We start from the raw sequence: 23,366 nt of genomic DNA, 5'->3' as shown, positions 1-23,366 counted from the left end.
AGCGGGAAAGACCGCCGCGACATATAAAAACGAAACAAAATTTTTCATGAGGTGATTCATTATGAGTAAAGTCGTAGGTATCGATCTTGGCACCACCAACAGCTGCATCGCCGTGATGGAGGGCGAAAACGTCACGATCATCCCCAACAGCGAAGGCGCGCGCACCACGCCCTCCGTCGTGGCGTTCACCAAGGACGGCGAGCGTCTCGTCGGGCAGCTCGCCAAACGCCAGGCAATCGTCAACGCCGACAACACCATTATGTCCATCAAGCGTCACATGGGCAGTGATTACACCGTGACCATCGAGGGCAAAAAGTACACGCCCCAGGAGATCAGCGCCATGATCCTGCAGAAGATGAAACACGACGCCGAGGATTATCTCGGCACCGAAGTGAAGAAGGCCGTCATCACCGTGCCCGCCTACTTCACCGACGCCCAGCGCCAGGCCACCAAGGACGCCGGCGCCATCGCCGGGCTGGACGTGCTGCGCATCATCAACGAACCCACGGCCGCGGCGCTGGCTTACGGCGAGAACAAGAGCGGCGACCACAAGATCCTCGTCTTCGACCTCGGCGGCGGCACCTTCGACGTCTCGCTGCTCGACGTCGGCGACGGCGTGTTCGAAGTGCTCGCCACGCGCGGCGACAATCGCCTGGGCGGCGACGACTGGGACATGAAGATCGTGCAGTGGATGGTCGCCGAGTTCAAGAAAGAGCAGGGCATCGATCTGTCCGCCGACAAAATGGCCATGCAGCGCCTGCGCGAGGCCGCCGAAAAGGCCAAGATCGAACTGTCGTCCATGATGGAGACCACGATCTCGCTGCCCTTCATCACCGCCGACGCCACCGGCCCCAAGCACCTGGAGATGAAACTCAGCCGCGCCAAATTCGAGGACCTCACCGCCGACCTGCTCGAGCGCATTGTAGCTCCCGTCAAGAACGCCCTTTCCGACGCCGGCGTGAACGCCTCGCAGATCGACAAGATCCTGCTCGTCGGCGGCTCGTCCCGTATGCCCGCCGTGCAGGCCAAGGTCAAGGAGCTGCTCGGCAAGGAACCCACCAAGGGCATCAACCCCGACGAGTGCGTCGCGGCCGGAGCGGCCATCCAGGGCGCGATCATGAGCGGCGACACCGACAAAAACATCGTCCTCGTCGACGTCGCACCTCTGTCGCTGGGCATCGAGACCCTCGGCGGCGTGTGCACCCGCATCATCGAGCGCAACACGGCCATCCCCGTGTCCAAGAGCCAGATCTTCTCGACCGCGGCCGACAATCAGCCCTCCGTCGAGATCAAAGTCCTTCAGGGCGAGCGCTCCATGGCCGCCGACAACGTGCTGCTGGGCACCTTCTCCCTCGACGGCATCGCCCCCGCGCCCCGCGGCATCCCGCAGATCGAAGTGACCTTCAACATCGACGTTAACGGCATCCTCAACGTCTCCGCCAAGGACAAGGGCACCGGCAAGGAGCAGAAGATCACCATCCAGTCCTCCAGCTTGTCGAAGGACCAGATCGAGAAGATGAAGGCCGAAGCCGAGGCGCACGAAGCCGAGGACACCAAAAAGAAAGAACTGATCGAAGCCAAGAACATGGCCGATTCGATCATCTACCAGTCCGAAAAGACCCTCAAGGATCTCGGCGACAAGGTCACGCCCGAGGAGAAGGGGGCCGTCAACGCCAAGATCGACGAACTGAAAAAAGCCAAGGACGGCACCGACCCCGAGGCCATCAAGAAAGCCGTCGAGGCGCTGAACACCGCCATGCAGCCCATCGGCGTGCGCCTCTATCAGCAGAACGCCCAGCAGAATCCTGGCGGCGCGGACAACGCCAATGCCGCCGGCGGTACCAACGACACCAAGAAAGACGGCGACACGGTCGACGCTGAATTCAGCGAATAATCGGGCGTAGGCAATGGCTGGAACGCATCGGGACTATTACGAAGTCCTCGGCGTCGCCCGCGACGCGACGACCGTCGAGATCAAGCGCGCCTTTCGCCTGAAAGTCCGCGACTGCCACCCCGACACTCATCCTGACGATCCCGAAGCGGAACAGAAATACAAGGAGATCAACGAGGCTTTTTCCGTTCTCGGCAATCAGGAAAAACGACAGCGCTACGACCGCTTCGGCACCGCCGACGACACCGGCAATCCCTTTGCCGGCGCCGGCCCCGAGGACATCTTCGGCGACCTTTTCGGCAGCATGTTCGGCGGCTTCGGCGGTCCCCGTTCGCGCCCCAACGCCCCTGCCCGCGGCAGCGACCTGCAGATGGTCCTTTCCGTCACCCTCGAAGAAGCGGCGACCGGCGTGGCGAAGAAGGTCACCATTCCCCGCTGGGAACCTTGCGACCATTGCCACGGCAGCGGCTCCGAGCCGGGGCACGAAGCGCGAGAATGCCCCACCTGCCACGGCGCCGGCGAGGTCCGTACCCGCGTGCGCACCCTCTTCGGCGACACGCTCAGCGTCAGCACCTGCCCCACCTGCGGCGGCCGCGGCACAGTGGTGGAAAAAGCCTGCACCGAGTGCGGCGGCGAAGGCCGCATCCACCGCCGCCGCGAGCAGGAGATCAAAATCCAGCCCGGCGTCGACACCGGCACGCGCCTGCGCGTTCCCGGCGCCGGCGAACTGGGCGCCAACGGCGGCCCTCCCGGCGACCTGTACATCGTCATGCAGGTTAAGGATCATCCGCTGTTCCAGCGCGACGGGAACGACCTGCACCGTACCGTTTCCATCCCCTTCCCGCTCGCCGTCATGGGCGGCTCGTCGAGCGTCGGCACCCTGATCGACGGCGACGCCTCCTTCGACATCCCCGAGGGAACCGCCCCCGGCCAGACCATCCGCGTCAAAGGCAAGGGCATGCCCCGCCTGCGCGGCTCCAGCCGCGGCGACCTGTACCTGCACGTCACCGTCGACGTCCCCAAGGGCAGCGCGCTTTCCGAGCGCGCCGCCGAGCTGATGAAACAGCTCGCCGAAGAAATGGACGTCGCCGCCGGCGAAAAGGAAGGCCTGTTCGACAAGCTCTTCGGCGGCAAAAAGTCCGCCGCCAAAAAGAAAAGCGCGAAAAAGAAATAAACGGACGACATGGATCCTGAAGCAGTTTCATCCTGTTTCAGGATCCATTTTTGTGAACTCGTATTTGGTTGTCTCGCAAGAGCAAGTGCTGTCCTTTGGCGGTGTTTTTGCTATAATGTCTCAGGGGATTTCTTCTGGGCAGGAGGCGTGAAAATGGAACGCAACGACAACTTCTGGTGGTACATCACGCTGCGCGGGCCGGCGGGGCTGGAAGACGTGCTCAGCTCGGCGGCGGAGAGCACGGGTTGCATCGGCTCGACGGTGACGAACGAGGGCGACGCCGTGGATCTGCAGGTCTATTACCGCGCCAACCAGGATCTGGGCGAATGGCTGAAGATGCTGCAGCCGTATCTGGAGCCGTGGCGCGAGATCGAGATCAAGGACATGGGGCGGGTGGAGAACCGCGCCTGGAACACGGAGTGGATGGACGCCTTCCCGCCGCTGAACGTGGGCGAGAAGCTGGTCGTCATGGCGCCGTGGCACGCCGGCAAGGAAGATCCCGGCCGTCTGCCCATCTTCATCTATCCCGGCTCGGCGTTCGGCACGGGCTATCATCAGAGCACGCAGGCGGTGCTGACGCTGATGGAGCGCTGGCTGAAGCCGGGCGACGCGGTGGCCGACATCGGCTGCGGCACGGCGATCCTTTCCATCGCGGCGCTGAAGATGGGGGCGGAGCGCGCCTACGCCCGCGACCTCGATCCGTCCGTCGTGCGCGAGGCGGTGCGCAACACTCTGGAGCTGAACGGCATCGCCGGGGAAAAACTCGACATCGCCGTCGGCGATCTGCTCAAGGGCTTTGGGCACACGGTCGATCTGCTGCTGGCCAACATCCTTTACGAGCCGAACATGGCCATGCTGCCCGATGTGGCGCGCGTTCTCAAACCCGGCGGACGGGCGATCTTCTCGGGGCTGGTCGTCGAAGAGGGCGAGAAGTTCAAGGAGAAGCTCGCGGAAAACGGCTTGCGTCTCGTCGACGAAGTGCGGCTGGACGACTGGTGCGGCCTTGCCGTCGCCAAAATCTGAGCCGCTGCGGGGGCGCCGCGTCGCCATACAGGCGCTGGGCTGCCGCACGAACCTTGCCGAAGCGGAAGCGCTGGCCTCGGCCTTTCAGCGCCGCGGCGCGTTGGTCGTGGACGAGCCACCCTACGACGCGGCCGTGATCGTGACCTGTTCGGTGACGGCCGCGGCCGACCGCAAGAGCCGCCAGCTGATCAACCGCTGCCGCCGCGCGGGCGAAAACGTTTGCGTCGCCGTATGCGGCTGCTGGGCGCAGGGCGTCGGCGAGAAAAAAGCCGCGGCGATGGGCGTCGATCTGCTGATCGGCAACCGCCATAAAAGCGAGCTGCCTTGCCTCGTCGCGCAGTGGCTGGCTGGGCATAAGCGCCCCTTTGAAGCCGTGCGGGGCGAGATGGGGCGGAAGTGGGACGCGCTGGAACTGGAACGCTCCCCCTATTTCGGGCGAGCGTTCGTGAAGGTGCAGGACGGCTGCGACCACCGCTGCACGTACTGCATCGTTCCCGTTCTGCGCGGGCCGTCGGTGAGCCGGCCCGCGGCCGACATCCTTGATGAGGCGCGCCGCTGCGCGGCGGCCGGGCAGTTCGAGCTGATCCTGACGGGCGTGCATCTGGGGCTTTTCGGCCGCGACAGCGGCGAATCCTTTGCCGGGCTGATCCGCGAACTCGACAAAATCGAGGGAATAAAGCGCCTGCGTTTCGGTTCTCTGGAGCCGTTTTCCATCGGCGACGATCTGCTCGAGGCGCTGGCGCAGTCGCCGCGGTTCTGCCGCCATCTTCACCTGCCCGTGCAGTCCGGCGACGACGAAATCCTGCGCCGCATGGGGCGCGGGCACACGGCCGCGGATTATCTGAAGCTGGTCGAGCGTCTTCGCGCTGCGCTGGGAAGCGACCTGCACGTCTCCACCGACGTGATGTGCGCGTTCCCCGGCGAGAGCGAAGCGGCCTTCGAGAACACGCTGGCGCTGCTGAAAGCGGCGCGCGTCGGCCGCGTGCACGGCTTCCATTATTCGCCGCGCCCCGGCACGCTGGCAGCGACTATGCCCGGGCAGATCCCGACGGAAATCGCGCACGCCCGCGCCGAACGCCTGAAAAAAAGCGGCCAACGGCTTTTGGCCGCGGAGGCGCGGCGCTGGATCGGGCGCGAAGTGGAAGTGCTTTTCGAAGGGAGACAGCGCGGACGCGCGCAGGGATATACGCGCGGCTATTTTGAATTCCGTCCCGAGAAAGAAAGTATTTACGACGAACTGCGGAAAATGACGGTGATATCGAGCAAAAACGGGGTTCTTTGGGGCCGTTAGGAAGAAAAAGACCGACTGTCGATAATTGCCTATTGTCGGAAGCAGTTCAAGAGTGATAAAATAATCGCTATGCGAGGTGACGACGATGGAATCCTGTCCATTTTGCGCGATCGTGCAGAAGCGGCTTCCCGCGGAGACCGTGTACGAGGACGAGAATGCCTTGGCTTTTCGCGACATCAGGCCGCAGGCGCCCGTTCACGTGTTGATCGTGCCGAAGGAGCATGTCGGTTCTGCCGACGACGTACAGGATCCCACCCTCTGGAGCCGGCTGATGCCGGCCGTCAAGGCGACGGCGGCGAAGCTCGGCGTGTCCGGCGGATACCGGCTCGTCGTCAACTGCGGCGAATCTGCTGGTCAGACAGTCCCCCACCTTCATATCCATTTACTCGCAGGGCGAGGGCTCCAATGGCCCCCGGGTTAAAAGTTTGATGCAGGTGGAGCAGAAAGGAGGGAATTGTTTTGACGACAGTCGTTAGAAAAGACAACGAATCGATCGAAGACGTCCTTCGTCGTTTTAAGAGAGACGTCTCCAAAGCGGGAGTCCTTCGCGAGGCCCGTAAGAAAGAACACTACGAGAAACCCAGCGAGGCGAGAAAGCGCAAGCGCCAGGAACTCTCTCGCAGAAAAGTCAGGGGGTAAGCAGCCGTGAGCACGTTGACCGATCGGGTTTCCGCCGATCTGAAGACGGCCATGAAAGAGCACCGGGAGCTCGAGCTTTCCGTGTTCCGCATGCTCAAGGCCGAACTTCAGAAGTTTCAGGCCGACAAAGGCGTCAGCTACGAACTGAGCGACGACGACGTGATTTCCCTCGTCGGCCGCCTGGTGAAGCAGCGCCGGGAAGCGGCGGAGCAGTACAAGGCGGCGGGCGCGGACGACCGCGCCGAGAGCGAGCTCGCCGAGATCGAAGTCCTTGACGCCTACCTTCCTGCCCAGCTCAGCGCTGAAGAAGTGGAGACGCTCGTCCGCGAAACGGCCGCCGAGATCGGCGCTGCTGCGCCCAAGGACATGGGCAGAGTGATGAAGGCTGTTATGCCCCGGCTGAAAGGCCAGGCTGACGGCATGCTTGTCAAGGACGTGGTGATGCGCGTCCTGCAAGGTTGAGTATTGCGTGAAACGGGTCTGGAGTTTTTCTCCGGATCCGTTTTTTTTGAAGGCATTGAAAAACGAGTTTCGGAGTGATCGTAAGGAAAGGAGTTGTCAGAATCGATGAGATGCCCTCAGTGTGGTTCCATGGAGACTCGCGTGATGGAAACGCGCACCGCCGAAGAGGGGCGCACGATCCGCCGCCGCCGCGAGTGCATGGCCTGCGGGTTCCGCTTTACGACCTACGAACGCGTGGAAGAACGCAAAGTGCTGTGGATCTCCAAGAAAGACGGCCGCCGCGAGGCCTTCGACCGCAGCAAGCTGGTCCGCGGCATCAGCCGCGCCTGCGAGCGCCTTCCCGTTTCCCTCGACACCATCGAGGACATGGCCGCCCGCATCGAAGCGCGCCTGCGCGAAAGCGGCGACGAAGTTTCCAGCATGGCGATCGGCGAACTGGTCATGAAAGAGCTGGCCGAGATCAACAAAGTGGCTTACGTGCGCTTCGCTTCGGTGTACCGCGAGTTCACCGACCTTTCCAGCTTTCAGCGGGAAATCGCCAGGCTGGTCTCCCGCGCCGGGCAGCCGGAGGCAACCGACGAAGAAAAAGAGGAGAAGAAAAGTTCTGCGAAGAAGTGAAATTTTTCGTCCGAATACGCACAGATCGATATTTTATGCGATAATAGACCGGTTGCACTGACAAAAAGTCGCCGCGGCTTTTCCTGCGGCGAAAAGGAGAGAGAGTCCTGCTATGCGTTCTCTGAACGTTCCCAACCTCTTGAGCCTGTCGCGCATTTTTTTGGCTCCGTTTGTGATGGTTCTGCTGCTGTACACGCGCATCGGCCGGGGCATTCCTTTTTTCAGCGCTTATGGCCTTGACCTGACCTACAGCGATCTGCTGGCCGGTCTGGTCTTTATTATTGCGGCGCTGACCGATACGGTCGACGGCTACATCGCGCGCAGGAAGGGACTGATCACCAATCTCGGCAAATTCATCGACCCGCTCAGCGACAAGGTGCTGGTCATGGCCGCCCTGATCGCTCTGCTGGAACTGCACCGCCTCAGCGGCTGGATGGTGATGATCATCGTCGCCCGCGATTTCATGGTCAGCGGCCTGCGCATGGTGGCCGCCGCCGAGGGACAGGTCATCGCCGCGTCCCGGCTCGGCAAGCTGAAGACCGTTTCTCAGATCGTCGCCATCGTGATGATGATCTTCAGGATCCCCTGTGCGATCTATGTGATGTATCTCAGCATCGTGCTCACCGTCTGGTCGGGCGTCGTCTACGTGGCCAACGGCTGGGAATTGATCACCGACGCTGACTGATTTCGTAAATGCCAGGGCCGCCTCTGCGGCCTTTGTGAAAAAATATATTCCGGACGTGCGTCACCCGGTTTTTTACGAGAGGTGGAAGGTTTATGTTCGAATCACTGAAACGCGCCATGGGGCTCGATCCCAACGAAAACGCCCTGAAGCGCTACCGCAGGAAAGTCGAGGAGATCAACGCGCTTGAGCCGAAGGTTCAGGCCATGAGCGACGAACAGATTCTGGCCCGCGCCCTGGAGATCAAGGCCGACATTCGCGGCGGCGCCGAACTCGACAAGTATCTGGCGGAAGTTTTCGCCATGGCCCGCGAGGAAGCGAAACGCAAGCTGGGGCTGCGTCCCTTCGACGTGCAGCTGATCGGCGCCATGGCCCTGAACGACGCCAACATCGCCGAGATGAAGACAGGCGAAGGCAAGACGCTGGTCGCGCCGATCGCCGTGATCCTCAACGCCTACAAGGGCGAGGGCGTCCACGTGGTCACCGTCAACGACTATTTGGCCCGCCGCGACGCCAACTGGATGGCGCCGCTGTACGGGGCCATGGGGCTGAGCGTGGCCGTGATTTACGCCTTCATGGATCCCGAAGAGCGCAAGAAAGCCTATCGGGCCGATATCACCTACGGCACGAACAGCGAGTTCGGCTTCGACTACCTGCGCGACAACATGGTCCTGCAGGCCGACGAGATGGTACAGCGCGGGCATTCCTACTGCATCGTCGACGAAGTGGACTCCATCCTCATCGACGAAGCCCGCACGCCGCTGATCATCTCCGGCCCTTCCGAGGACGACACCGGCGCCTACATGAAGGCCGATCAGATCGCCACGCAGCTCAAAGGCGTCTTCAAGGATCCCAACGAGATCGAAGTGCACAGCTTCCTGCTCGACGACAAAGACCGTCCCGAGCCCGACGGCGATTTCGTCGTCGACGAAAAGGAAAAGACCGTCGTGCTCACCTCGAAGGGCATCGCCAAGTGCGAGCAGCTCCTCAAGACGCCCGGCCTGTTCTCCGACATGGCTCACGCCGACATGGCCCACAAGATCAATCAGGCGCTCAAGGCCCATTATCTGTTCAAGAAGGACGTGCATTACGTCATCAAGGACGGCGAGATCGTCATCGTCGACGAGTTCCGCGGCCGCCTGATGTTCGGCCGCCGCTTCTCCGACGGGCTGCACCAGGCCATCGAGGCCAAAGAGCACGTCAAAGTCGGCAAGGAAAGCCAGACTCTGGCCACCATCACGATCCAGAACTACTTCAGGATGTACAAGAAGCTGGCCGGCATGACCGGAACCGCCGCTACCGAAGCCGAGGAGTTCAAGGACATCTATCATCTCGGCGTCGTCGTCATTCCCACCAACAAGCCGGTGATCCGCAAGGACTGGCCGGATCAGGTCTACCGTACCATGGACGAGAAATTCACGGCCGTGGTCGAAGAGATCGAAAAAATCCACGCCGCCGGCCGCCCCGTGCTGGTCGGCACCGTTTCCGTGGCGGTGTCCGAGCACGTCAGCAAGCTGCTGCGCGCGCGCCGCATTCCCCACCAGGTACTGAACGCCCGCTATCACGAGAAGGAATCGGCCATCGTCGCTCAGGCCGGCCGCTTCAACGCCGTCACCGTCGCCACCAACATGGCCGGCCGCGGCACCGACATCCTGCTGGGCGGCAATCCCGACTTCCTCGCCCGCGAGGAGTACCGCGCCCAAAATCTCGATCCCGCTAGAGACGCCGAGAAATGCGCGCCCATTCTCGAACAGATGAAGGCCCTCTGCGCCGCCGAGAAGGAAAAAGTGCTCGAACTGGGCGGCCTCTGCATCCTCGGCACCGAGCGCCACGAGTCGCGCCGCATCGACAACCAGCTGCGCGGCCGCGCCGGCCGTCAGGGCGACCCCGGCAGCTCGCGCTTTTATCTGTCCCTTGAGGACGATCTGCTGCGGCTGTTCGGCTCGGACCGCATCGGCGGCATGCTCGACAAGCTCGGTATGGAAAAGGGCGAGTCCATTGAGCATCCGCTGCTGACCCGCGCCATCGAGAACGCCCAGAAGAAAGTGGAAATGATGCACTACGACGTGCGCCGCCAGCTGCTGCTCTACGACAACGTCATGAACCAGCAGCGCGAGGCCGTTTACGCCGAGCGCTCGACGATCCTCGGCGACTCCGAGATCCTCGAACACGCCAAGGAAATCGCCGTCAGCAACGTGGACGATATCATCGACGCGGCGTTCCCCGAGGACAAGGAAGCCAACCCCGTTTACGCCGCCAACAAGTTACGCGGCATTTACTGGCCGGGCATCGAAAAATCGCTGGCCGGCGCCGACGACCGCCGCAACGTCATGCCCGCCGTCGAAAAGATGAAGGAAGAGATCTCCGCCCGCTTCGACGAGCGGGTCGACAAGCTTGAACCCGCCGTGGCCGAGGGGCTGTTCCGCTTCATCGCCCTGCACGTGCTCGACGGCGCCTGGAAAGAGCATCTGCTCGGCATGGACGTGCTGCGTCAGGGCATCGGCCTGCGCGCCGTCGGGCAGAAGGATCCGCTTATGGAGTATCAGTTCGAGTCCTTCAACCTCTTCCAGGAGACGATGGCCCACGTGCGCGAGCAGATCACGCAGCTGTTCTTCCGCGTCGCCATCGTCTCCGACGAAGACCGCCTGCGCCGCGCCGCCCCCGCCGCGATGAGGGAACACCGCGGCACCGTCGCCGCGCCGTCAAAGGCAGCGGCCGAGGAACTGGGCTTCAACCCGCAGAACTCGCGCGGCAGTTACTTCGCGAACTACGGCACGGGCGGCGAACGTCCCCAACCGGTGCGCGTCAAGAAGGTCGGACGCAACGACCCCTGCCCCTGCGGCAGCGGCAAAAAGTACAAAAACTGCTGTGGCAGAAACCTCTAGGAGGCGGTCATGAAAAAGTTTGTTCTCGTGTTGCTTCTGGCGCTCTGCCTGCCGGCGGCGTCCTTGGCACTGCCCCTGACCTCGGCGGACATCGCCAAAATGGTGCAGGATTGTCCCACGCTCGAGGAGTACCGAGGCGCCGAGCCCGCGGTGATTTGGAGCCGGAAACAGCTCTACACGCAGGATTCTCAGGGGCGTGCCGTCAAAAGCACGTCCTATGTGATCCTCTGCGGAGCCACGGCTCGTCTTGGCTGGCTTCAGGATCAGCTTATCGCTCCCAACGGCGGACATATCGAACTCGAACAGGCGGCGATTTTCGATCCCGGCACGGCGAAGCTTCTGCACAACCTTCCTTATGACCGGGACGAACTGGCCGAACACGGACGGCTTATCGTCAATTTCCCGAAGATGGACGACGTCTACGTGCTCGTGCTCAGCTACCGCCAGATCTTCGCCGAGCCGAACGTGATGGAAGACATCGCCTGGCTCGGTTCCGAATATCCCACCTGGGAGGGCAGCGTACAGATCCGCATCGCCAAGGATCAGGCGCTGGACTGGGAGTCGAGCACCGACGCCATTCCCACGATCGACGTGGACGAGACGTTTCGCCGTTACGGCTGGTTCTATTTCAAACAGCCGGCCAACCGCGGCATGCGCGGCATGCTCGAAAGCTCCGATCCCTACGTGGTCTTCAGCCTTACGACCGGCCCCGCCACCGCCGTGGCCATGATGCGCGATCTGGAAGAACGCCGCTGGCCCGGTCTGCCCGAAAAGTACGTGGTCAATGAGGGCAGTCCCCGCGACAAGGCCCTGAAGACCATCGAGAAGTTTTGGCGCAGCGCCGACCGGCTTCCCGGCCGCGGCACCTGGCGCAGCGCCCGGATGATCCCTGCCGGCGGTCCCTGGACCACGTGGGAATCCATGTACCTTTTGGCGTCCTGGCTGCAGAAACAGGGCTGGAAAGCCGAAGTCTGGTTCCAGCATGTGCTGCCGCAGGATCGCGAATCCATTTCCTGCGCGCCGGCGCTGACGCATCCGGTGTTTCTGCTCAGCGAGCCGGGCTCCAAAAAAAGCTGGTACTATGTGCCCGGACAGCCGGGGGAGCCCGGCAAGCTGCCCGTATCGCTGCGCGGCAAGACGCTGTACGCCGCCGGCACGAAAAAACTCCGCCGCCATTCGGTCGGCGGCACCCGCCTGGAGAAAAACCGCCTTTCCATCGCCTGGAATCTTGACGTCGACGCCGACTGCATCGTCTCCGGCACGGTCGATATCCGTGCGCGCAACAACTGGGTCGAGACGTGCGAGTCGCTGGCGGACGGGCGCAAGGATCAGATCTATTCGCTGTTCCCCGGGCTGGAAGGCTGGATCGACCTCGATCGGGATCTCGACATCTCGCCGCTGGGCAGCCAGGGCTTCAAACTGGTTCTGCCCGTGAAGGCACGGTCGGGCATCGAAGGACAGCAGGGCCTGATGATCGGCCTGCCCTCGATCGCTCCCGGCCCGATGATGCGTCTTCTTGACGTGGGCAGCAGCGCCGTGCTGAAATATCCCTTCGTGGTGGAGCAGTCCTACCGTGTGCAGCTTCCCAAGGGCTATCGTTCCATGGGCGCGCCGCTCAAAATGGAGCAGGGGAGCATGGTCAGCAGCTACACGAGCCAATACCGCATCAATCAGCGCAAGAATCAGCTCGAAGGCGAAGAGAAGCTGATCCAGTCCTCTACGCGAGTCGATGTGCCGTATCTGGGCGGCTTCAAACGCGTGATCGAAACGTGGGGTACCTGGAGGGGCACCAGCCTGGCCTTGATGCCTGTCGGCCGCTCAAAGTGAAAAATGCATGAAAATGATGGGAGTATAAATTATATGTCAGACAACACGAGTGCGCTGAAGGCTCTTGTTCGGGGGGCTCTTGAGGAGATCGCAAAGGAAAAGGGGCAGGATCCCGCTTCGCTGGGCGAGCTCCATTTCGAGCGTCCCAAACAGGAGAACCACGGCGACTGGGCGACGAACGCCGCCATGCAGAACTGCAAACTGCTGGGCTGCAAACCGCGCGACCTGGCCGAGGACATCGTGCGCCGTATCGGTTCGGACAAGCACATTCGCCGCGTCGAAGTGGCCGGTCCCGGCTTCATCAATTTCTATCTGTCGAATCTGTGGATGGGCGACATCGTCCGCGACGTGCTGGCGGCCGGCGGCGATTACGGGCGCGTCGATCTCGGCAAAGGGCGGAAAGCGCAGGTCGAGTTCGTCAGCGCCAATCCCACCGGGCCGCTGCACGTCGGTCACGGCCGCGGCGCCGCCGTCGGCGACGTGACGGGCAACATCCTCGCCTTCGCGGGCTGGAACGTGGAGAAGGAGTATTATGTCAACGACGCCGGCCTGCAGATGAACATCCTCGGCCGTTCCGCGCAGTCGCGCTATTTCGAACTGCTCGGCCATCCCGAGAAGTTCCCTTTTCCCGAAGAGTCCTACAAAGGGCACTACATCTACGACATCGCTCAGGAAGTGGTCGACGCCCGCGGCGAAGAGTTCCTCGACCAGCCGCTCGAAGAGTCGCTGCCGTTCTTCAGGACTTACGCGGCCGGGCGCATCCTCGAGCAGATCAAGGACGAGCTGGGCGAATTCGGCGTCACGTTCGACAGCTTTTTCTCCGAGAAGTCGCTGTACGACCGCAATCTAGTGCCGGCCGCCGTGCAGACGCTGAAGGAGCGCGGCCATCTCTACGAACAGGACGAGGCGCTCTGGTTCCGCAGCACCGAATACGGCGACGACAAGGACCGCGTGCTGATGCGCTCCAACGGCGTGCCCACCTACTTCACGTCGGACATCGCCTATCACAAGGAAAAGTTCGACCGCGGCTTCGAGCGCGTCATCGACGTATGGGGCGCCGACCATCACGGTTACGTGCCGCGCATGAAAGCCGCCATCGAAGCGCTGGGCTACGATCCGAAAAAGTTCACGATCCTGCTGATCCAGTTCGTCAATCTGCTGCGCGACGGCGAGCAGGTGAAGATGTCCACGCGCAGCGGACAGTTCGTGGAGCTGCAGGAAGTGGTCAGAGAGGTCGGCGTCGACGCCGCGCGCTATTATTTCCTGATGCGCCGCAGCGACAGCCATCTCGACTTCGATCTCGAGCTGGCCAAAAGCCAGTCGGCGGACAATCCTGTCTATTATGTGCAGTACGCCCACGCCCGCCTGTGCAGCATCCTGCAGAAGGCGGCCGAGAAGGGGATCGCCGTGCCCGGCGTTTCGGCCTTCGACCCCGACGCCATCGCCACGCCCGAGGAAAAACGTTTATTCACCAAACTGGCCCAGTTCCCCGACGAAGTGGGGCGCGCCGCGGCCGACCTCGAACCTCATCGCATCGTCAACTACGTTCACGAGCTGGCGGGCGATTTTCATTCGTATTACAACAACGGCAGCCGCATCCTCGAGGAGTCCGGCGCGTTTCGGGACAGTCACTTGCTGATGGTCGCAGCCATCCGTACGGTGATCGCCAACGCTCTGCATCTGCTGGGCATCAGCGCCCCCGAGAAAATGTAGCCATGAAACTGCGCTGGGTGGCCTTTTGGGCGGTGGTCGTCATGTCGGCGGCCATGCTCGTCACGTCGGTGCTGAACGAATTCCGCCGGCAGCGGCGCATGGCCGAACTGATGCAAGAAAAGGTTGAAGCGCTGCACCAGGCGCAGGACAAGCTGAGCCGCATGCGCGACCGCGTCGAGTTTTTCAAGACCGAAGAAGGCCAGGCCTGGATCGCGCGGGACAAGCTGAACATGGCCTTCGGCGGCGAAGAAATCTATAGGATCGAAGGAGAAATCCCGGACGATCGAAAGCCGGCGACGGAGTCAAAATAGGGTTCCCCTTCCCCGATTGGACAAAGGAGCACAAAAAATCCTGAACGTCTCTCACACGTTCAGGATTTTTTTATGCCTTCATCATATGCGGTTTTCGTTAAGAGTCCTATGGTTTTTCGGCCTCTCCGCAGCGCTGAAGACGCGTCGAAAATTGGTATTATATAAAAATCGACGATCAAAAAATATTAGCTCTTTACAAAAACACTTTCATGAATATAATATATCCCAACGCGATTTATTTATTGCAAATGGCGGCGGGATCACCATGAGATATGGTTCAAGAGGGGATGAATCGAAAATCGCTCCGGTTGGAGCGGCACACAGCAGAAAATCGCGTTGACGGAACTCGTGAGGAAAGGGGAATGAATTTCATGACAAAACAGGAACTGAAAGACCTGGCGTGCGGGATTATCGACGAACATCGCGAGAGGATCACGGCGCTGGGCGACAGCGTTTTCGCCGAGCCGGAGACGGGCTGGAAGGAATTCAAGACGGCGGAGAAGATCAAAAAAGTTTTCGAATCTCTGGGGTACCCGACGGCCGACAAACAATGCATCACGGGCGTGATCGCGCAGGTCCGCGGCAAGGAGAAGAAGCTGAAGCTTTCCGTGATGGGCGAGCTGGACGCGCTCGGCGTGCCCGACAGCCCCTTCGCCGATCCGGAAACGGGCGCCGCGCACATGTGCGGGCACCACTGCATGATTGCCGCGCTGTCCGGCGTGGCTTACGCGCTGCACGACCGCCGCATCATGGACGAGCTGAGCGGCGACGTGGCGCTGATGGCCGTGCCCGCCGAGGAATTCATCGAGATGAGCTACCGCGGCCGGCTGCGCCGCGAGGGAAAGATCAAAATGTTCGGCGGCAAGCAGGAGTTCATTTGCCGCGGCCTGATGGACGACGTCGACATGATGGTCATGCAGCACACCACGCCGACCGAGGGCGAGCAGGAGACGCCGATCAAGGCCAACGTCGGCGGCACGTCGAACGGCTTCGTCAGCAAGGAAGTCTTTTACGTCGGCAAGGCGGCTCATGCCGGGGGCTCGCCTCACAACGGCGTCAACGCGCTCAACGCGGCCAAGATCGGCCTGGTCGCCATCGACGCGCAGCGCGAGACGTTCCGCGACGAGGACCACATCCGTGTCCATCCTATTGTCACCAAGGGCGGCGACACCGTCAACGTCGTGCCGGCGGACGTGCGCATCGAAACCTACGTGCGCGGCGCCTCCGTCGAGGCGATCCTGGACGCCTCGCAGAAGGTCGACCGCGCGCTGAAAGCCGGCGGCTACGCCGTAGGCGCGGAAACGATCATCGACGAAGTGCCGGGCTACCTGCCGATGAAGCCGTGCGGCGATCTGCAGGATCTGATGTACGCCAACCTTGTTCAACTGTTGGGAGAAGACGCCGTCGGGCGCTCCACGCCTCACAGCGGCGGCAGCACGGACGCGGCCGACGTGGCGGCGCTGATGCCCGTGGTCCACACCTATATCGGCGGCGCGGCCGGCGTGGCGCACAGCAAGGACTACCACATCGTGGACAAGGAACTGGCGTACATCGTCGCCGCCAAGGCGCTGACGATGACGGTGATCGACCTGCTGGCCGACGGCGCCAAAATCGGCCTGAAGATCAAAGCGGACTTCAGGCCTCAAATGACCAAGCAGGAATACATCGACACGTGGGTAAACATGAAATGAGCGTGAGAGGGCGGCAAAATTTTACGTGATGGAGTGAGAAGAATGCAGGATTTTTTCAAGGATTGGAAAGTGCATGCGCTGTGCGTCGTCATTGCGCTGGTCGCCGAGGCTCTCGGCGTAAGGAAGTTCCAGATCACGCCGGCGATCGGTTTCAGTCTGTTCCCGATGCTGTACGCCATGGCCATCGGCATCGTCATGGGAGCGCGAAAGCTTTTTTCGATGGAGACGATGAAGCAGGCCTCGGCCTATACCACGATTTCAGTCATGTTCCTGACGGCGAAGGTCGCTTCCGGCATCGCTCCCGGGCTTTATAAAATTTATACGGAAGGCAAACTCGGCGGCACGGCGCTGGCCTTGATCCTGCAGGAGTTTGGCAACATGGGCACGGCGATTTTCGGCGTGCCGGTCGCCGTCTTTCTGTTCAAGATGAGCCGCGCCGCCATCGGCTGCACCGTCTCCACGTCGCGCGAAGGAACCATCGCTATTATCGGCGAGCTGTACGGCCTGGACAGCGACGAGGGGATCGGCGTCATGGGCGGTTATGTGACCGGCACCGTGCTGGGCACGATTTTCTTCGGGCTGATGGCCTCTCTCTGCGCCCGTTCCGGTCTGTTCCATCCGTACGCGCTGGGGGCTGCATGCGGCGTCGGTTCCGCTTCGATGATGTCCGCCTCGCTTGGCGCGCTGCAAGTCGAGTTTCCCGAGATGGCAAAGGACATCCAGACTTACGCTTACACTTCCCAGGCACTGACGAACGCCGACGGCATGCTGATGAATCTGCTTCTGACGCTGCCCATGACGAATTGGCTGTACGAAAAGTGCGCCGGGATCCGCGGCATGGGGATCAAAGCGCAGCCTCTGCCCGATCTTGTCGAAGCGGAAGCAAAGATCGAAGCGGAAGACATCGAGGAAAGCTGAGGAGGCGATCGTCATGACCAGAATGTGGATGCTTACGAAGGGCTGGATCGTATCCGGCGTCGTGGCGGCGTTCTGCAACTATGTCTACACGCTGAGGCTGAACGATCCCGCCAGAGTGGTCAGGCCGCACGAAGCCGCTCCCGGACTGCTGATCTTTCTGGGTATCATCGTGCTGGCCCAGCTGATTTATCAGGCCATGAAGAAGGCCGCCCCGCGCGTGAGGTTCCCCGCGGTTCTGTATATCACGTTCATCGGGATCCTGGTGACGTGGCCGGGGCTGCTTCCCTGCGCCGATTTCGTCAACAAAACGGTCGGCAAAATCTATCTGCTGCCGCTGTGCACGCCGATTTTGGCCTATTCCGGCGTCGCCGCCGGCAAGGATCTGAAGACTTTCAGAGAGCAGGGCGTCGCCATCGTCCTGACTACGCTCATCGCTCTGGTGGGCACGTTTGTCGGTTCCGCGGTCATCGCTCAGCTGGTCATGAAATGGACCGGCGTGTTCTAAAAGAGACATTCTGAAAAAGTCCGCCGTCTGAGAAAATTTCAGGCGGCGGACTTTTGCGACGGAGCGGACGACAGCGCCCGTCCCTCCGCGAAACGAAAAAAATCCGCTTGCGCGGCATGCGCAAGTAATGTATAATCGCTAACTGTAGTTCCCTGCCCCATGAGGGGCCGACAGTCCAGAGGGAGGAGGTGTTGCGCGTGGTACGTTCATACGAAATGATGGCGATCATCGATCCCACCGTCGAGGACCACAGCGTGGAAGTCAAGGCTATCGAGGAGCTCGTCGTCAAACTCGGCGGCGAGGTCGCGAAGACCGATGTTTGGGGGAAGCGGCGTCTTGCTTACGAGATCAAGAAGCTGACCGAGGGCATTTACGTCGTCGTCGAGTTCAAGATCGACCCCGATCAGCTCAAGGAGCTTGGCCGCGTTCTCAGCCTGCGTCCGCTGATCGTTCGCCATCTCAACGTGGCGGCGGACGGAAAGTAAACGGGTGTCGTCCGATGCGAGGGTATAACAGAGCCATCATCATGGGCAACGTGGCCCGCGATCCGGAGATCCGCTACACCGCCACGCAGCGCGCCGTAGCGTCGTTTTCCGTGGCCGTCAACCGCAGCTGGAAAGACCAGAACGGCGAAATGCGCGAGGAAGTCTGCTTTATCCCCGTCGTCGTCTGGGGCAAAGGCGCCGAAGTCTGCGAACGCTACCTGAAAAAAGGCGGCGGCGTGCTGGTGGAGGGACGCATCAACGTGCGTTCCTACGAGGCGAAGACCGGCGAGAAACGTTACGTTACCGAGATCGTAGCCGACAACTTCCAGTTTGTGGGCGGACGCCGCGACGACGGCGGAGCTGCGCCTTACGGGGCCCAGGACGGCGGCGGTTCTTTTCAGAGCCAAGGCGGCGGTTCCTACCAGTCGGGGCGCGGCAGCGCGCCGAAAAGCTACCGCGACTCTCAGCCGCCGCAAAACGACGGCTTCGGCCCCAACGACAGTTTCCCCATGGATATCTCCGAGCTCGACTCGGGCGCGGCCAGCGTTGCGCCGCCCGAGGACGAGGCCGACATTCCCTTTTAAAAAAGTCTCGCTTCGCGCGCCTTAAGCGCCGCGGAGCATTGAACAGGGGCGCACCCCTGGTGGTGTTTTTTGCGAAGGAGGTTTTTCCCGATGCCCTTTTCCGGTCCGATGAGAAAGAGAGGCGGCGGCAAGCGCCGTCCGAAGGTTTGCTTTTTCTGCGTTGACAAGCTTGACGAGGTAGATTACAAGGATGTGGAGCGCCTGAAGAAGTATGTCAGCGAGCGCGGCAAGATCATTCCCCGCCGCGTCACGGGCAACTGCGCCAAGCATCAGCGTCAGCTGACGGTCGCCGTGAAGCGCGCTCGTTTCATGGCTCTTCTGCCCTATACCGCCGAGTAATCATACGCACGCACGGAGAGAGGATGCTTGTCTTCCTCTCTCTTTTTTTACACAATCTGTGAAAAACGCGGCTGCTCCGTTCAGCCTGCCATCATAGAAGGGGGAAAAGGACATGACACAGGCGCGCAGCCTGGTGGAATCGGCGCTCCTCACGGGGCTGTCGGTCATTCTGTACGTTGGAGCGAACATTCCCGTGTTGGGGCTGCTCCTGATCTTGCTCAGCCCGGTTCCCCTGGTGATCCTGGAAATGCGCCACGACCTGCGGCTCGGCTTTGCGTCGCTGATCGTCGGCTCCGTTCTCGTGCTGCTTTGGGGCGGCCCGATCGCCGCGCTGTCCTACGCTCTCGGCTTCGCCCTGATGGGGCTGAGCATGGGGCGCATCATCGAGCTGAAAAGTTCCGCCGTCGAGATCCTGGGCTGGAGCTCGCTCGTCTCGCTGGGCTGTAAGCTGATCATGGCCGTCCTCCTCTTTTACGTCACCGGGCTCAACCCGATGAACCTCGATATGAGCGGCGCCCAGAAGATAATGGACATGATGCTGAAGCTGCCCGTCGGCGCCGAACTGTCGGCCGCCGTCAAAGCGCAGCTCGAAGCGACCATGAAGATCATGCCGCTGATCGTCCCCGCTATTTTTATCATGGTAGCCGTGATCGACAGCGCCACCTGCTATTGGATCACCGGGCGCGTGCTCGGGCATCTCGACCGCGTCGAACTGCCCAAGCTGCCGCCTTTTGACCGCTGGCGTTTCCCCTCCAGCCTGATGTGGGCTTTCCTCGTCGGGCTGCTGTGCACGTGGGCGGGAGCGAACTATCCGGCGCAGGCCGGCTTTCTCATCCGCATCGGGCTCAATCTCGATCTGCTCGTGCGCACGCTGTTTCTGATCCAGGGCATGTCCCTGGCGGCGTGGTACATGGACGGCCGCGGCCTGCCCCGCATTGTCCGCAACGTCATACTCGTGACGCTTACGATCATCCCGTTCCTGTCGCAGCTTGCGGCCTTCGCGGGAATCATCGACATGTGCTGGAATATAAGATATCGTTTTGGAGGCGATCGTTTATGAAAGTCATTCTCAAGGAAGATGTGCGCAAGCTCGGCAAAAAAAACGCCGTCGTCGAAGTTGCCGACGGCTACGCCCGCAATTTCCTGTTCCCGCGCGGCCTCGCCGTGGAAGGCACCGCGCAGAACGTCAACATCCTCAAGGACAAGACCGCCGCGGCCGAGCGCCGCGACTCGAGACTCACCGCCGAAGCCGAAGCCGTGAAGGCGAAGATCGGCGGCAAGGTCGTCAGGATGGGCGTCGGCGCCGGCGAGGGCGGACGCCTGTTCGGCAGCGTCACCGCCGCGCAGATCGCCGAAGCTCTGCAGGCTCAGTACGGCGTAAAGCTCGACAAGAAAAACGTCAAGATCGACGGCGCCGTCAAGGCGCTGGGAGCTTATCCGCTGACGCTGAAACTCTATCCGGGCGTCGAGTGCGCCATGACGCTGTCCGTGGAAGGGCAGCAGTAGCGTCGTGCCTGACGAGATCTTCGACCGCCTGCCGCCGAGCAATCTCGACGCCGAACGGGCGGTCCTCGGCGCCTGCCTGCTCGACCGCGAGGCGCTGGTCGACGTCACCGAGTTCCTGTCGCCGGAAGACTTTTACGACCTGAACTACCGCGACGTCTTCAACGTGATTGTGGGCATGGTCAAGACCGGCCGCCCTGTGGACATGCTCACGCTCAGCGCCGAGCTGCAGAACCGCGGCCTGCTGGAGAAGCTGGGCGGGCAGGCGTTCCTCGCCGCCGTCATCGACAGCGTGCCGACGGCGGCCAACGCCGCCTACCACGCCCGCATCGTGCGCGACAAGGCTGTCCACCGCCGCCTGATCAGCGCCGGCAACGCCATCGTGCGCATGGGCTACGACGAAAGCAAGGACCTCAGCGAACTGCTGGAAGACGCCGAGCGCTTCGTCTTCGAAGTCTCGCGCCAGCGCAACGAGGCCAACTTCAAGAGCCTGCGCGATGTCATGCCCGCCACCTTCAACAAGATCGAAGAAGCCTTCAACCGCGAGGATACCGGCATCACCGGCATCACCAGCGGCTTTATCGGCATCGACCGGCTCACCAGCGGCCTGCAGCGCGGCGCGCTGAACATTATCGCCGCCCGTCCTTCGATGGGAAAGACCGCCCTGGCCATGAACATCGCGCGCAACGTTGCCGTCAAAGCGCAGCTGCCCGTGCTCGTCTTCAGTCTGGAGATGGGGGCCGAGCAGCTGGCGCTGCGCCTGCTGGGGGCCGAAGCGCGCATGAACCTGCAGGAACTGGTCAACGGTTCGTTCGCGCGCGGCGACTGGAAAGCTCTTCAGGACGCCGCCGCGATCCTCATCGAAGCGCCGCTGTACATCGACGACAGCTCCATCCTCTCCACGATCGAACTGAAAGCGCGCGCGCGCCGCTTCAAGGCCAAGCACGGCGAACTGGGGCTGATCGTCGTCGATTACCTGCAGCTCATGAATGCCAGCCGCACCATGGACAGCAAGCAGAACGAAGTGGCCGAGATCTCCCGCGGGCTGAAAGCGATCGCCCGCGAGCTGGAAGTCCCCGTGATCGCGCTGTCGCAGCTGTCGCGCGCCGTCGAGAGCCGCAACGAAAAGACGCCGCAGCTCTCCGACCTGCGCGACTCCGGCGCCATCGAGCAGGACGCCGATCTCGTCGCGCTGCTGTATCGCGAGAGCTACTACGCCAAAGATCCGGAAGGCCGCAACGACAACTCGGCCTCGCTCGACATCGCCAAGAACCGCAACGGCCCCACCGACAAGGTGAAGCTCGTTTTCCTGCGCGAGTATACGCGCTTCGAGGATATGGCCTACGGTCGCTGAAATATTTTGCATGACGAAAAACGCCTTTTCCACCGTCCGAATGTGGAAAAGGCGTTTTTTGTTGTTCGTTCAGCGCGACGCTGCGGGCAACAGCTCGCGCATCGCTGCGCCGAGGGCTTCGACGCCGGCGTTCACTTGCTCGGGTGTGGCGAAGGTGAAGCACATTCTGAAACTGTGCTCGCCGCCGCCGTTGGGGAAGAACGGCCCGCCGACGACGAAGGCCACGTTGCGCGCGATCGCCCTTTCGAACAGTTCGTCGCAGTCGATGCGCGGCGTCGTGATCCAGTAGAAAAAACCGCCGTGCGGCGTGACCCACTTCGCTTCGCCCGGGGGCAGATATTTGCGCAGCGCCGCTTCCATGAGGTCGCGCTTGCGGCGGTAGTTGTCGACGATTTTTGGCAGATTCGCGTCGAGCGCGCCCGACGCGCAATATCGGTACACCAGTGCCTGCGACACGACGCTGGTGCTGGTGTCCGCCCCCTGCTTGAAGACCGCCAGCGTGCGGATCAGCTCGGCGGGGCCGACGCACCAGCCCACGCGCGTGCCCGGCGCGAGGATCTTGGAGAACGAGCCGGCGTACAGCACGCAGCCCTCGCCGTCGAGCGAGTAGAGCGTCGGCAGGTCCTCGCCCTCGAAGCGCACGCTGCCGTACGGGTCGTCCTCCATGACGACCAGGCCGTAGCGGTGGGCGATCTCCACGAGCTTGCGGCGGCGTGCAAGCGAGAGCGTCGCGCCCGTGGGATTGTGGAAGTTGGGGATCGTGTAGACGAAGCGCGCCTTGTGCCCGGCGGCGAGGATCCGATCCAGCTTTTCCGGGAGCAGATCGACCATCATGCCGTCGCCGTCGCAGGGCACGGTGACGAACTTCGCCCCCTGATTGTACATGTTCAGCGAGTTGCCGAGAAACGTCGGCTCTTCGGTGACGACATAATCGCCGCGGTCCACGGTGGCGCGGATCAGCAGGTCGCAGGCCTGCGAGCTGCCCGAAGTGACGAGGATCTCGTCGCGCGAGACGACGCGCCCGAGGCGGGGCGCCATCCAGGCGCGGAGAAAGTCCAGCAGCGGCGGATAGCCTTCGGTGGCGCCGTACTGGAGGATGTCGCGCCCTTCGTCGCGCAGGATCGACGCGCCAGCGTAGAACTCCTCCACGGGGAACACTTCCGGCGCGGGCATGCCGCCGGCGAAACTGATCATGCCGGGCCGGCGGATCAGCTGGAACATGTCGCGGATCGGCGAGGGACGAATGCCGAGCGCAGCGGCGCTGAACTGTTTCTTGACGTCGAACGTCACGGGAAAAACCTCCCTGAATCGCAAGAATTTTCGTACTGATGCCGATTATAACGCTTTTCAACGGAGCGGCCATAAAAGCGCGGGAAAAGGTGAATGCGAAAAAATGCAATCCCCGATAAACCGGCGGCCATCGGGGATCGGCGTGTGATGTTCCACGTGGAACATCGATTTCCGATTCCTG

The 23,366-nt window shown here is 61.9% G+C and carries 23 protein-coding genes; 22 read left to right on the top strand and 1 reads right to left on the bottom strand.

What is annotated here, in order from left to right:
- The first annotated feature begins 61 nt into the window (after positions 1-61).
- The 22 genes from dnaK (at position 62) to dnaB (ending at position 21,895) form a co-directional block, all read left to right on the top strand.
- Positions 62-1,894, top strand: a complete 1,833-nt coding sequence (gene dnaK / locus FYJ74_RS10935) for a molecular chaperone DnaK (RefSeq protein WP_154529610.1) — start codon at positions 62-64, stop codon at positions 1,892-1,894.
- 13 nt (positions 1,895-1,907) lie between these two features.
- Positions 1,908-3,065, top strand: a complete 1,158-nt coding sequence (gene dnaJ / locus FYJ74_RS10930) for a molecular chaperone DnaJ (protein WP_154529609.1) — start codon at positions 1,908-1,910, stop codon at positions 3,063-3,065.
- A gap of 153 nt (positions 3,066-3,218) precedes the next feature.
- A complete protein-coding gene (locus FYJ74_RS10925; protein WP_154529608.1) occupies positions 3,219-4,088 on the top strand; it encodes a 50S ribosomal protein L11 methyltransferase in 870 nt (289 codons plus the stop codon).
- A complete protein-coding gene (gene mtaB, locus FYJ74_RS10920; protein ID WP_154529607.1) occupies positions 4,069-5,379 on the top strand; it encodes a tRNA (N(6)-L-threonylcarbamoyladenosine(37)-C(2))-methylthiotransferase MtaB in 1,311 nt (436 codons plus the stop codon). The genes FYJ74_RS10925 and mtaB overlap by 20 nt, the downstream gene beginning before the upstream one ends.
- Before the next feature lie 85 nt (positions 5,380-5,464).
- On the top strand, positions 5,465-5,800 hold the full coding sequence (locus FYJ74_RS10915; protein WP_154529606.1) for a histidine triad nucleotide-binding protein: 336 nt from the start codon (positions 5,465-5,467) through the stop codon (positions 5,798-5,800).
- A gap of 38 nt (positions 5,801-5,838) precedes the next feature.
- Positions 5,839-6,018, top strand: a complete 180-nt coding sequence (rpsU, locus tag FYJ74_RS10910) for a 30S ribosomal protein S21 (protein ID WP_009165205.1) — start codon at positions 5,839-5,841, stop codon at positions 6,016-6,018.
- 6 nt (positions 6,019-6,024) lie between these two features.
- Entirely contained in the window at positions 6,025-6,480 is a 456-nt protein-coding gene (locus tag FYJ74_RS10905) for a GatB/YqeY domain-containing protein (RefSeq protein ID WP_320634474.1), read from the top strand.
- A 105-nt stretch (positions 6,481-6,585) separates the two neighbouring features.
- Positions 6,586-7,098 carry a transcriptional regulator NrdR gene (gene nrdR, locus FYJ74_RS10900; protein ID WP_154529605.1) on the top strand — a complete coding sequence of 171 codons (513 nt, stop codon included), beginning with the start codon at positions 6,586-6,588 and terminating at the stop codon, positions 7,096-7,098.
- 112 nt (positions 7,099-7,210) lie between these two features.
- Complete coding sequence (pgsA, locus tag FYJ74_RS10895; protein WP_154529604.1) at positions 7,211-7,783, top strand: CDP-diacylglycerol--glycerol-3-phosphate 3-phosphatidyltransferase; 573 nt, start codon at positions 7,211-7,213, stop codon at positions 7,781-7,783.
- A 92-nt stretch (positions 7,784-7,875) separates the two neighbouring features.
- Positions 7,876-10,665 (top strand): preprotein translocase subunit SecA, encoded by a 2,790-nt coding sequence (gene secA, locus FYJ74_RS10890; RefSeq protein ID WP_154529603.1) that lies wholly within the window; start codon positions 7,876-7,878, stop codon positions 10,663-10,665.
- Between the two features lie 9 nt (positions 10,666-10,674).
- Complete coding sequence (locus tag FYJ74_RS10885) at positions 10,675-12,492, top strand: hypothetical protein (RefSeq protein WP_154529602.1); 1,818 nt, start codon at positions 10,675-10,677, stop codon at positions 12,490-12,492.
- A 33-nt stretch (positions 12,493-12,525) separates the two neighbouring features.
- Positions 12,526-14,205, top strand: a complete 1,680-nt coding sequence (gene argS, locus FYJ74_RS10880) for an arginine--tRNA ligase (protein ID WP_154529601.1) — start codon at positions 12,526-12,528, stop codon at positions 14,203-14,205.
- Between the two features lie 2 nt (positions 14,206-14,207).
- Positions 14,208-14,516, top strand: a complete 309-nt coding sequence (locus FYJ74_RS10875; RefSeq protein WP_154529600.1) for a cell division protein — start codon at positions 14,208-14,210, stop codon at positions 14,514-14,516.
- 371 nt (positions 14,517-14,887) lie between these two features.
- A complete protein-coding gene (locus tag FYJ74_RS10870; RefSeq protein WP_229769470.1) occupies positions 14,888-16,207 on the top strand; it encodes an amidohydrolase in 1,320 nt (439 codons plus the stop codon).
- Between the two features lie 42 nt (positions 16,208-16,249).
- Complete coding sequence (locus tag FYJ74_RS10865) at positions 16,250-17,125, top strand: DUF3100 domain-containing protein (protein WP_154529598.1); 876 nt, start codon at positions 16,250-16,252, stop codon at positions 17,123-17,125.
- A 13-nt stretch (positions 17,126-17,138) separates the two neighbouring features.
- Positions 17,139-17,630, top strand: a complete 492-nt coding sequence (locus tag FYJ74_RS10860; protein WP_154529597.1) for a DUF340 domain-containing protein — start codon at positions 17,139-17,141, stop codon at positions 17,628-17,630.
- Positions 17,631-17,827: 197 nt separating this feature from the next.
- Positions 17,828-18,115, top strand: a complete 288-nt coding sequence (gene rpsF, locus FYJ74_RS10855; protein ID WP_320633486.1) for a 30S ribosomal protein S6 — start codon at positions 17,828-17,830, stop codon at positions 18,113-18,115.
- A 14-nt stretch (positions 18,116-18,129) separates the two neighbouring features.
- Positions 18,130-18,699: a single-stranded DNA-binding protein gene (locus FYJ74_RS10850; RefSeq protein ID WP_154529596.1), complete on the top strand. Its 570-nt coding sequence runs from the start codon at positions 18,130-18,132 to the stop codon at positions 18,697-18,699.
- 90 nt (positions 18,700-18,789) lie between these two features.
- Positions 18,790-19,038: a 30S ribosomal protein S18 gene (gene rpsR, locus FYJ74_RS10845; protein ID WP_154529595.1), complete on the top strand. Its 249-nt coding sequence runs from the start codon at positions 18,790-18,792 to the stop codon at positions 19,036-19,038.
- Between the two features lie 112 nt (positions 19,039-19,150).
- Entirely contained in the window at positions 19,151-20,098 is a 948-nt protein-coding gene (locus FYJ74_RS10840) for a YybS family protein (protein WP_154529594.1), read from the top strand.
- A complete protein-coding gene (rplI, locus tag FYJ74_RS10835) occupies positions 20,095-20,544 on the top strand; it encodes a 50S ribosomal protein L9 (RefSeq protein WP_154529593.1) in 450 nt (149 codons plus the stop codon). Before FYJ74_RS10840 ends, rplI begins: the two co-directional genes overlap by 4 nt.
- A 4-nt stretch (positions 20,545-20,548) precedes the next feature.
- On the top strand, positions 20,549-21,895 hold the full coding sequence (gene dnaB, locus FYJ74_RS10830) for a replicative DNA helicase (RefSeq protein WP_320633483.1): 1,347 nt from the start codon (positions 20,549-20,551) through the stop codon (positions 21,893-21,895).
- A gap of 69 nt (positions 21,896-21,964) precedes the next feature.
- On the opposite strand, the gene FYJ74_RS10825 is transcribed toward dnaB, so the two are convergent.
- The gene (locus tag FYJ74_RS10825; RefSeq protein WP_326830936.1) at positions 21,965-23,185 is read right to left on the bottom strand and encodes an aminotransferase-like domain-containing protein; all 1,221 of its coding nucleotides are present in this window, start codon (positions 23,183-23,185) and stop codon (positions 21,965-21,967) included.
- Positions 23,186-23,366: the final 181 nt, after the last annotated feature.

The sequence above is a fragment of the Pyramidobacter porci genome (assembly GCF_009695745.1).
Lineage (GTDB): Bacteria > Synergistota > Synergistia > Synergistales > Dethiosulfovibrionaceae > Pyramidobacter > Pyramidobacter porci.
This window is presented reverse-complemented; position numbering and strand designations above follow the sequence as displayed.

What these genes read in the sequence shown, in the direction of transcription:
- dnaK (WP_154529610.1), top strand. Translation starts at nt 62, where the DNA reads ATGAGTAAAGTCGTAGGTATCGATCTTGGCACCACCAACAGCTGCATC.
- dnaJ (WP_154529609.1), top strand. Translation starts at nt 1,908, where the DNA reads ATGGCTGGAACGCATCGGGACTATTACGAAGTCCTCGGCGTCGCCCGC.
- FYJ74_RS10925 (WP_154529608.1), top strand. Translation starts at nt 3,219, where the DNA reads ATGGAACGCAACGACAACTTCTGGTGGTACATCACGCTGCGCGGGCCG.
- FYJ74_RS10915 (WP_154529606.1), top strand. Translation starts at nt 5,465, where the DNA reads ATGGAATCCTGTCCATTTTGCGCGATCGTGCAGAAGCGGCTTCCCGCG.
- nrdR (WP_154529605.1), top strand. Translation starts at nt 6,586, where the DNA reads ATGAGATGCCCTCAGTGTGGTTCCATGGAGACTCGCGTGATGGAAACG.
- pgsA (WP_154529604.1), top strand. Translation starts at nt 7,211, where the DNA reads ATGCGTTCTCTGAACGTTCCCAACCTCTTGAGCCTGTCGCGCATTTTT.
- secA (WP_154529603.1), top strand. Translation starts at nt 7,876, where the DNA reads ATGTTCGAATCACTGAAACGCGCCATGGGGCTCGATCCCAACGAAAAC.
- FYJ74_RS10885 (WP_154529602.1), top strand. Translation starts at nt 10,675, where the DNA reads ATGAAAAAGTTTGTTCTCGTGTTGCTTCTGGCGCTCTGCCTGCCGGCG.
- argS (WP_154529601.1), top strand. Translation starts at nt 12,526, where the DNA reads ATGTCAGACAACACGAGTGCGCTGAAGGCTCTTGTTCGGGGGGCTCTT.
- FYJ74_RS10875 (WP_154529600.1), top strand. Translation starts at nt 14,208, where the DNA reads ATGAAACTGCGCTGGGTGGCCTTTTGGGCGGTGGTCGTCATGTCGGCG.
- FYJ74_RS10870 (WP_229769470.1), top strand. Translation starts at nt 14,888, where the DNA reads ATGACAAAACAGGAACTGAAAGACCTGGCGTGCGGGATTATCGACGAA.
- FYJ74_RS10865 (WP_154529598.1), top strand. Translation starts at nt 16,250, where the DNA reads ATGCAGGATTTTTTCAAGGATTGGAAAGTGCATGCGCTGTGCGTCGTC.
- FYJ74_RS10860 (WP_154529597.1), top strand. Translation starts at nt 17,139, where the DNA reads ATGACCAGAATGTGGATGCTTACGAAGGGCTGGATCGTATCCGGCGTC.
- FYJ74_RS10850 (WP_154529596.1), top strand. Translation starts at nt 18,130, where the DNA reads ATGCGAGGGTATAACAGAGCCATCATCATGGGCAACGTGGCCCGCGAT.
- rpsR (WP_154529595.1), top strand. Translation starts at nt 18,790, where the DNA reads ATGCCCTTTTCCGGTCCGATGAGAAAGAGAGGCGGCGGCAAGCGCCGT.
- FYJ74_RS10840 (WP_154529594.1), top strand. Translation starts at nt 19,151, where the DNA reads ATGACACAGGCGCGCAGCCTGGTGGAATCGGCGCTCCTCACGGGGCTG.
- rplI (WP_154529593.1), top strand. Translation starts at nt 20,095, where the DNA reads ATGAAAGTCATTCTCAAGGAAGATGTGCGCAAGCTCGGCAAAAAAAAC.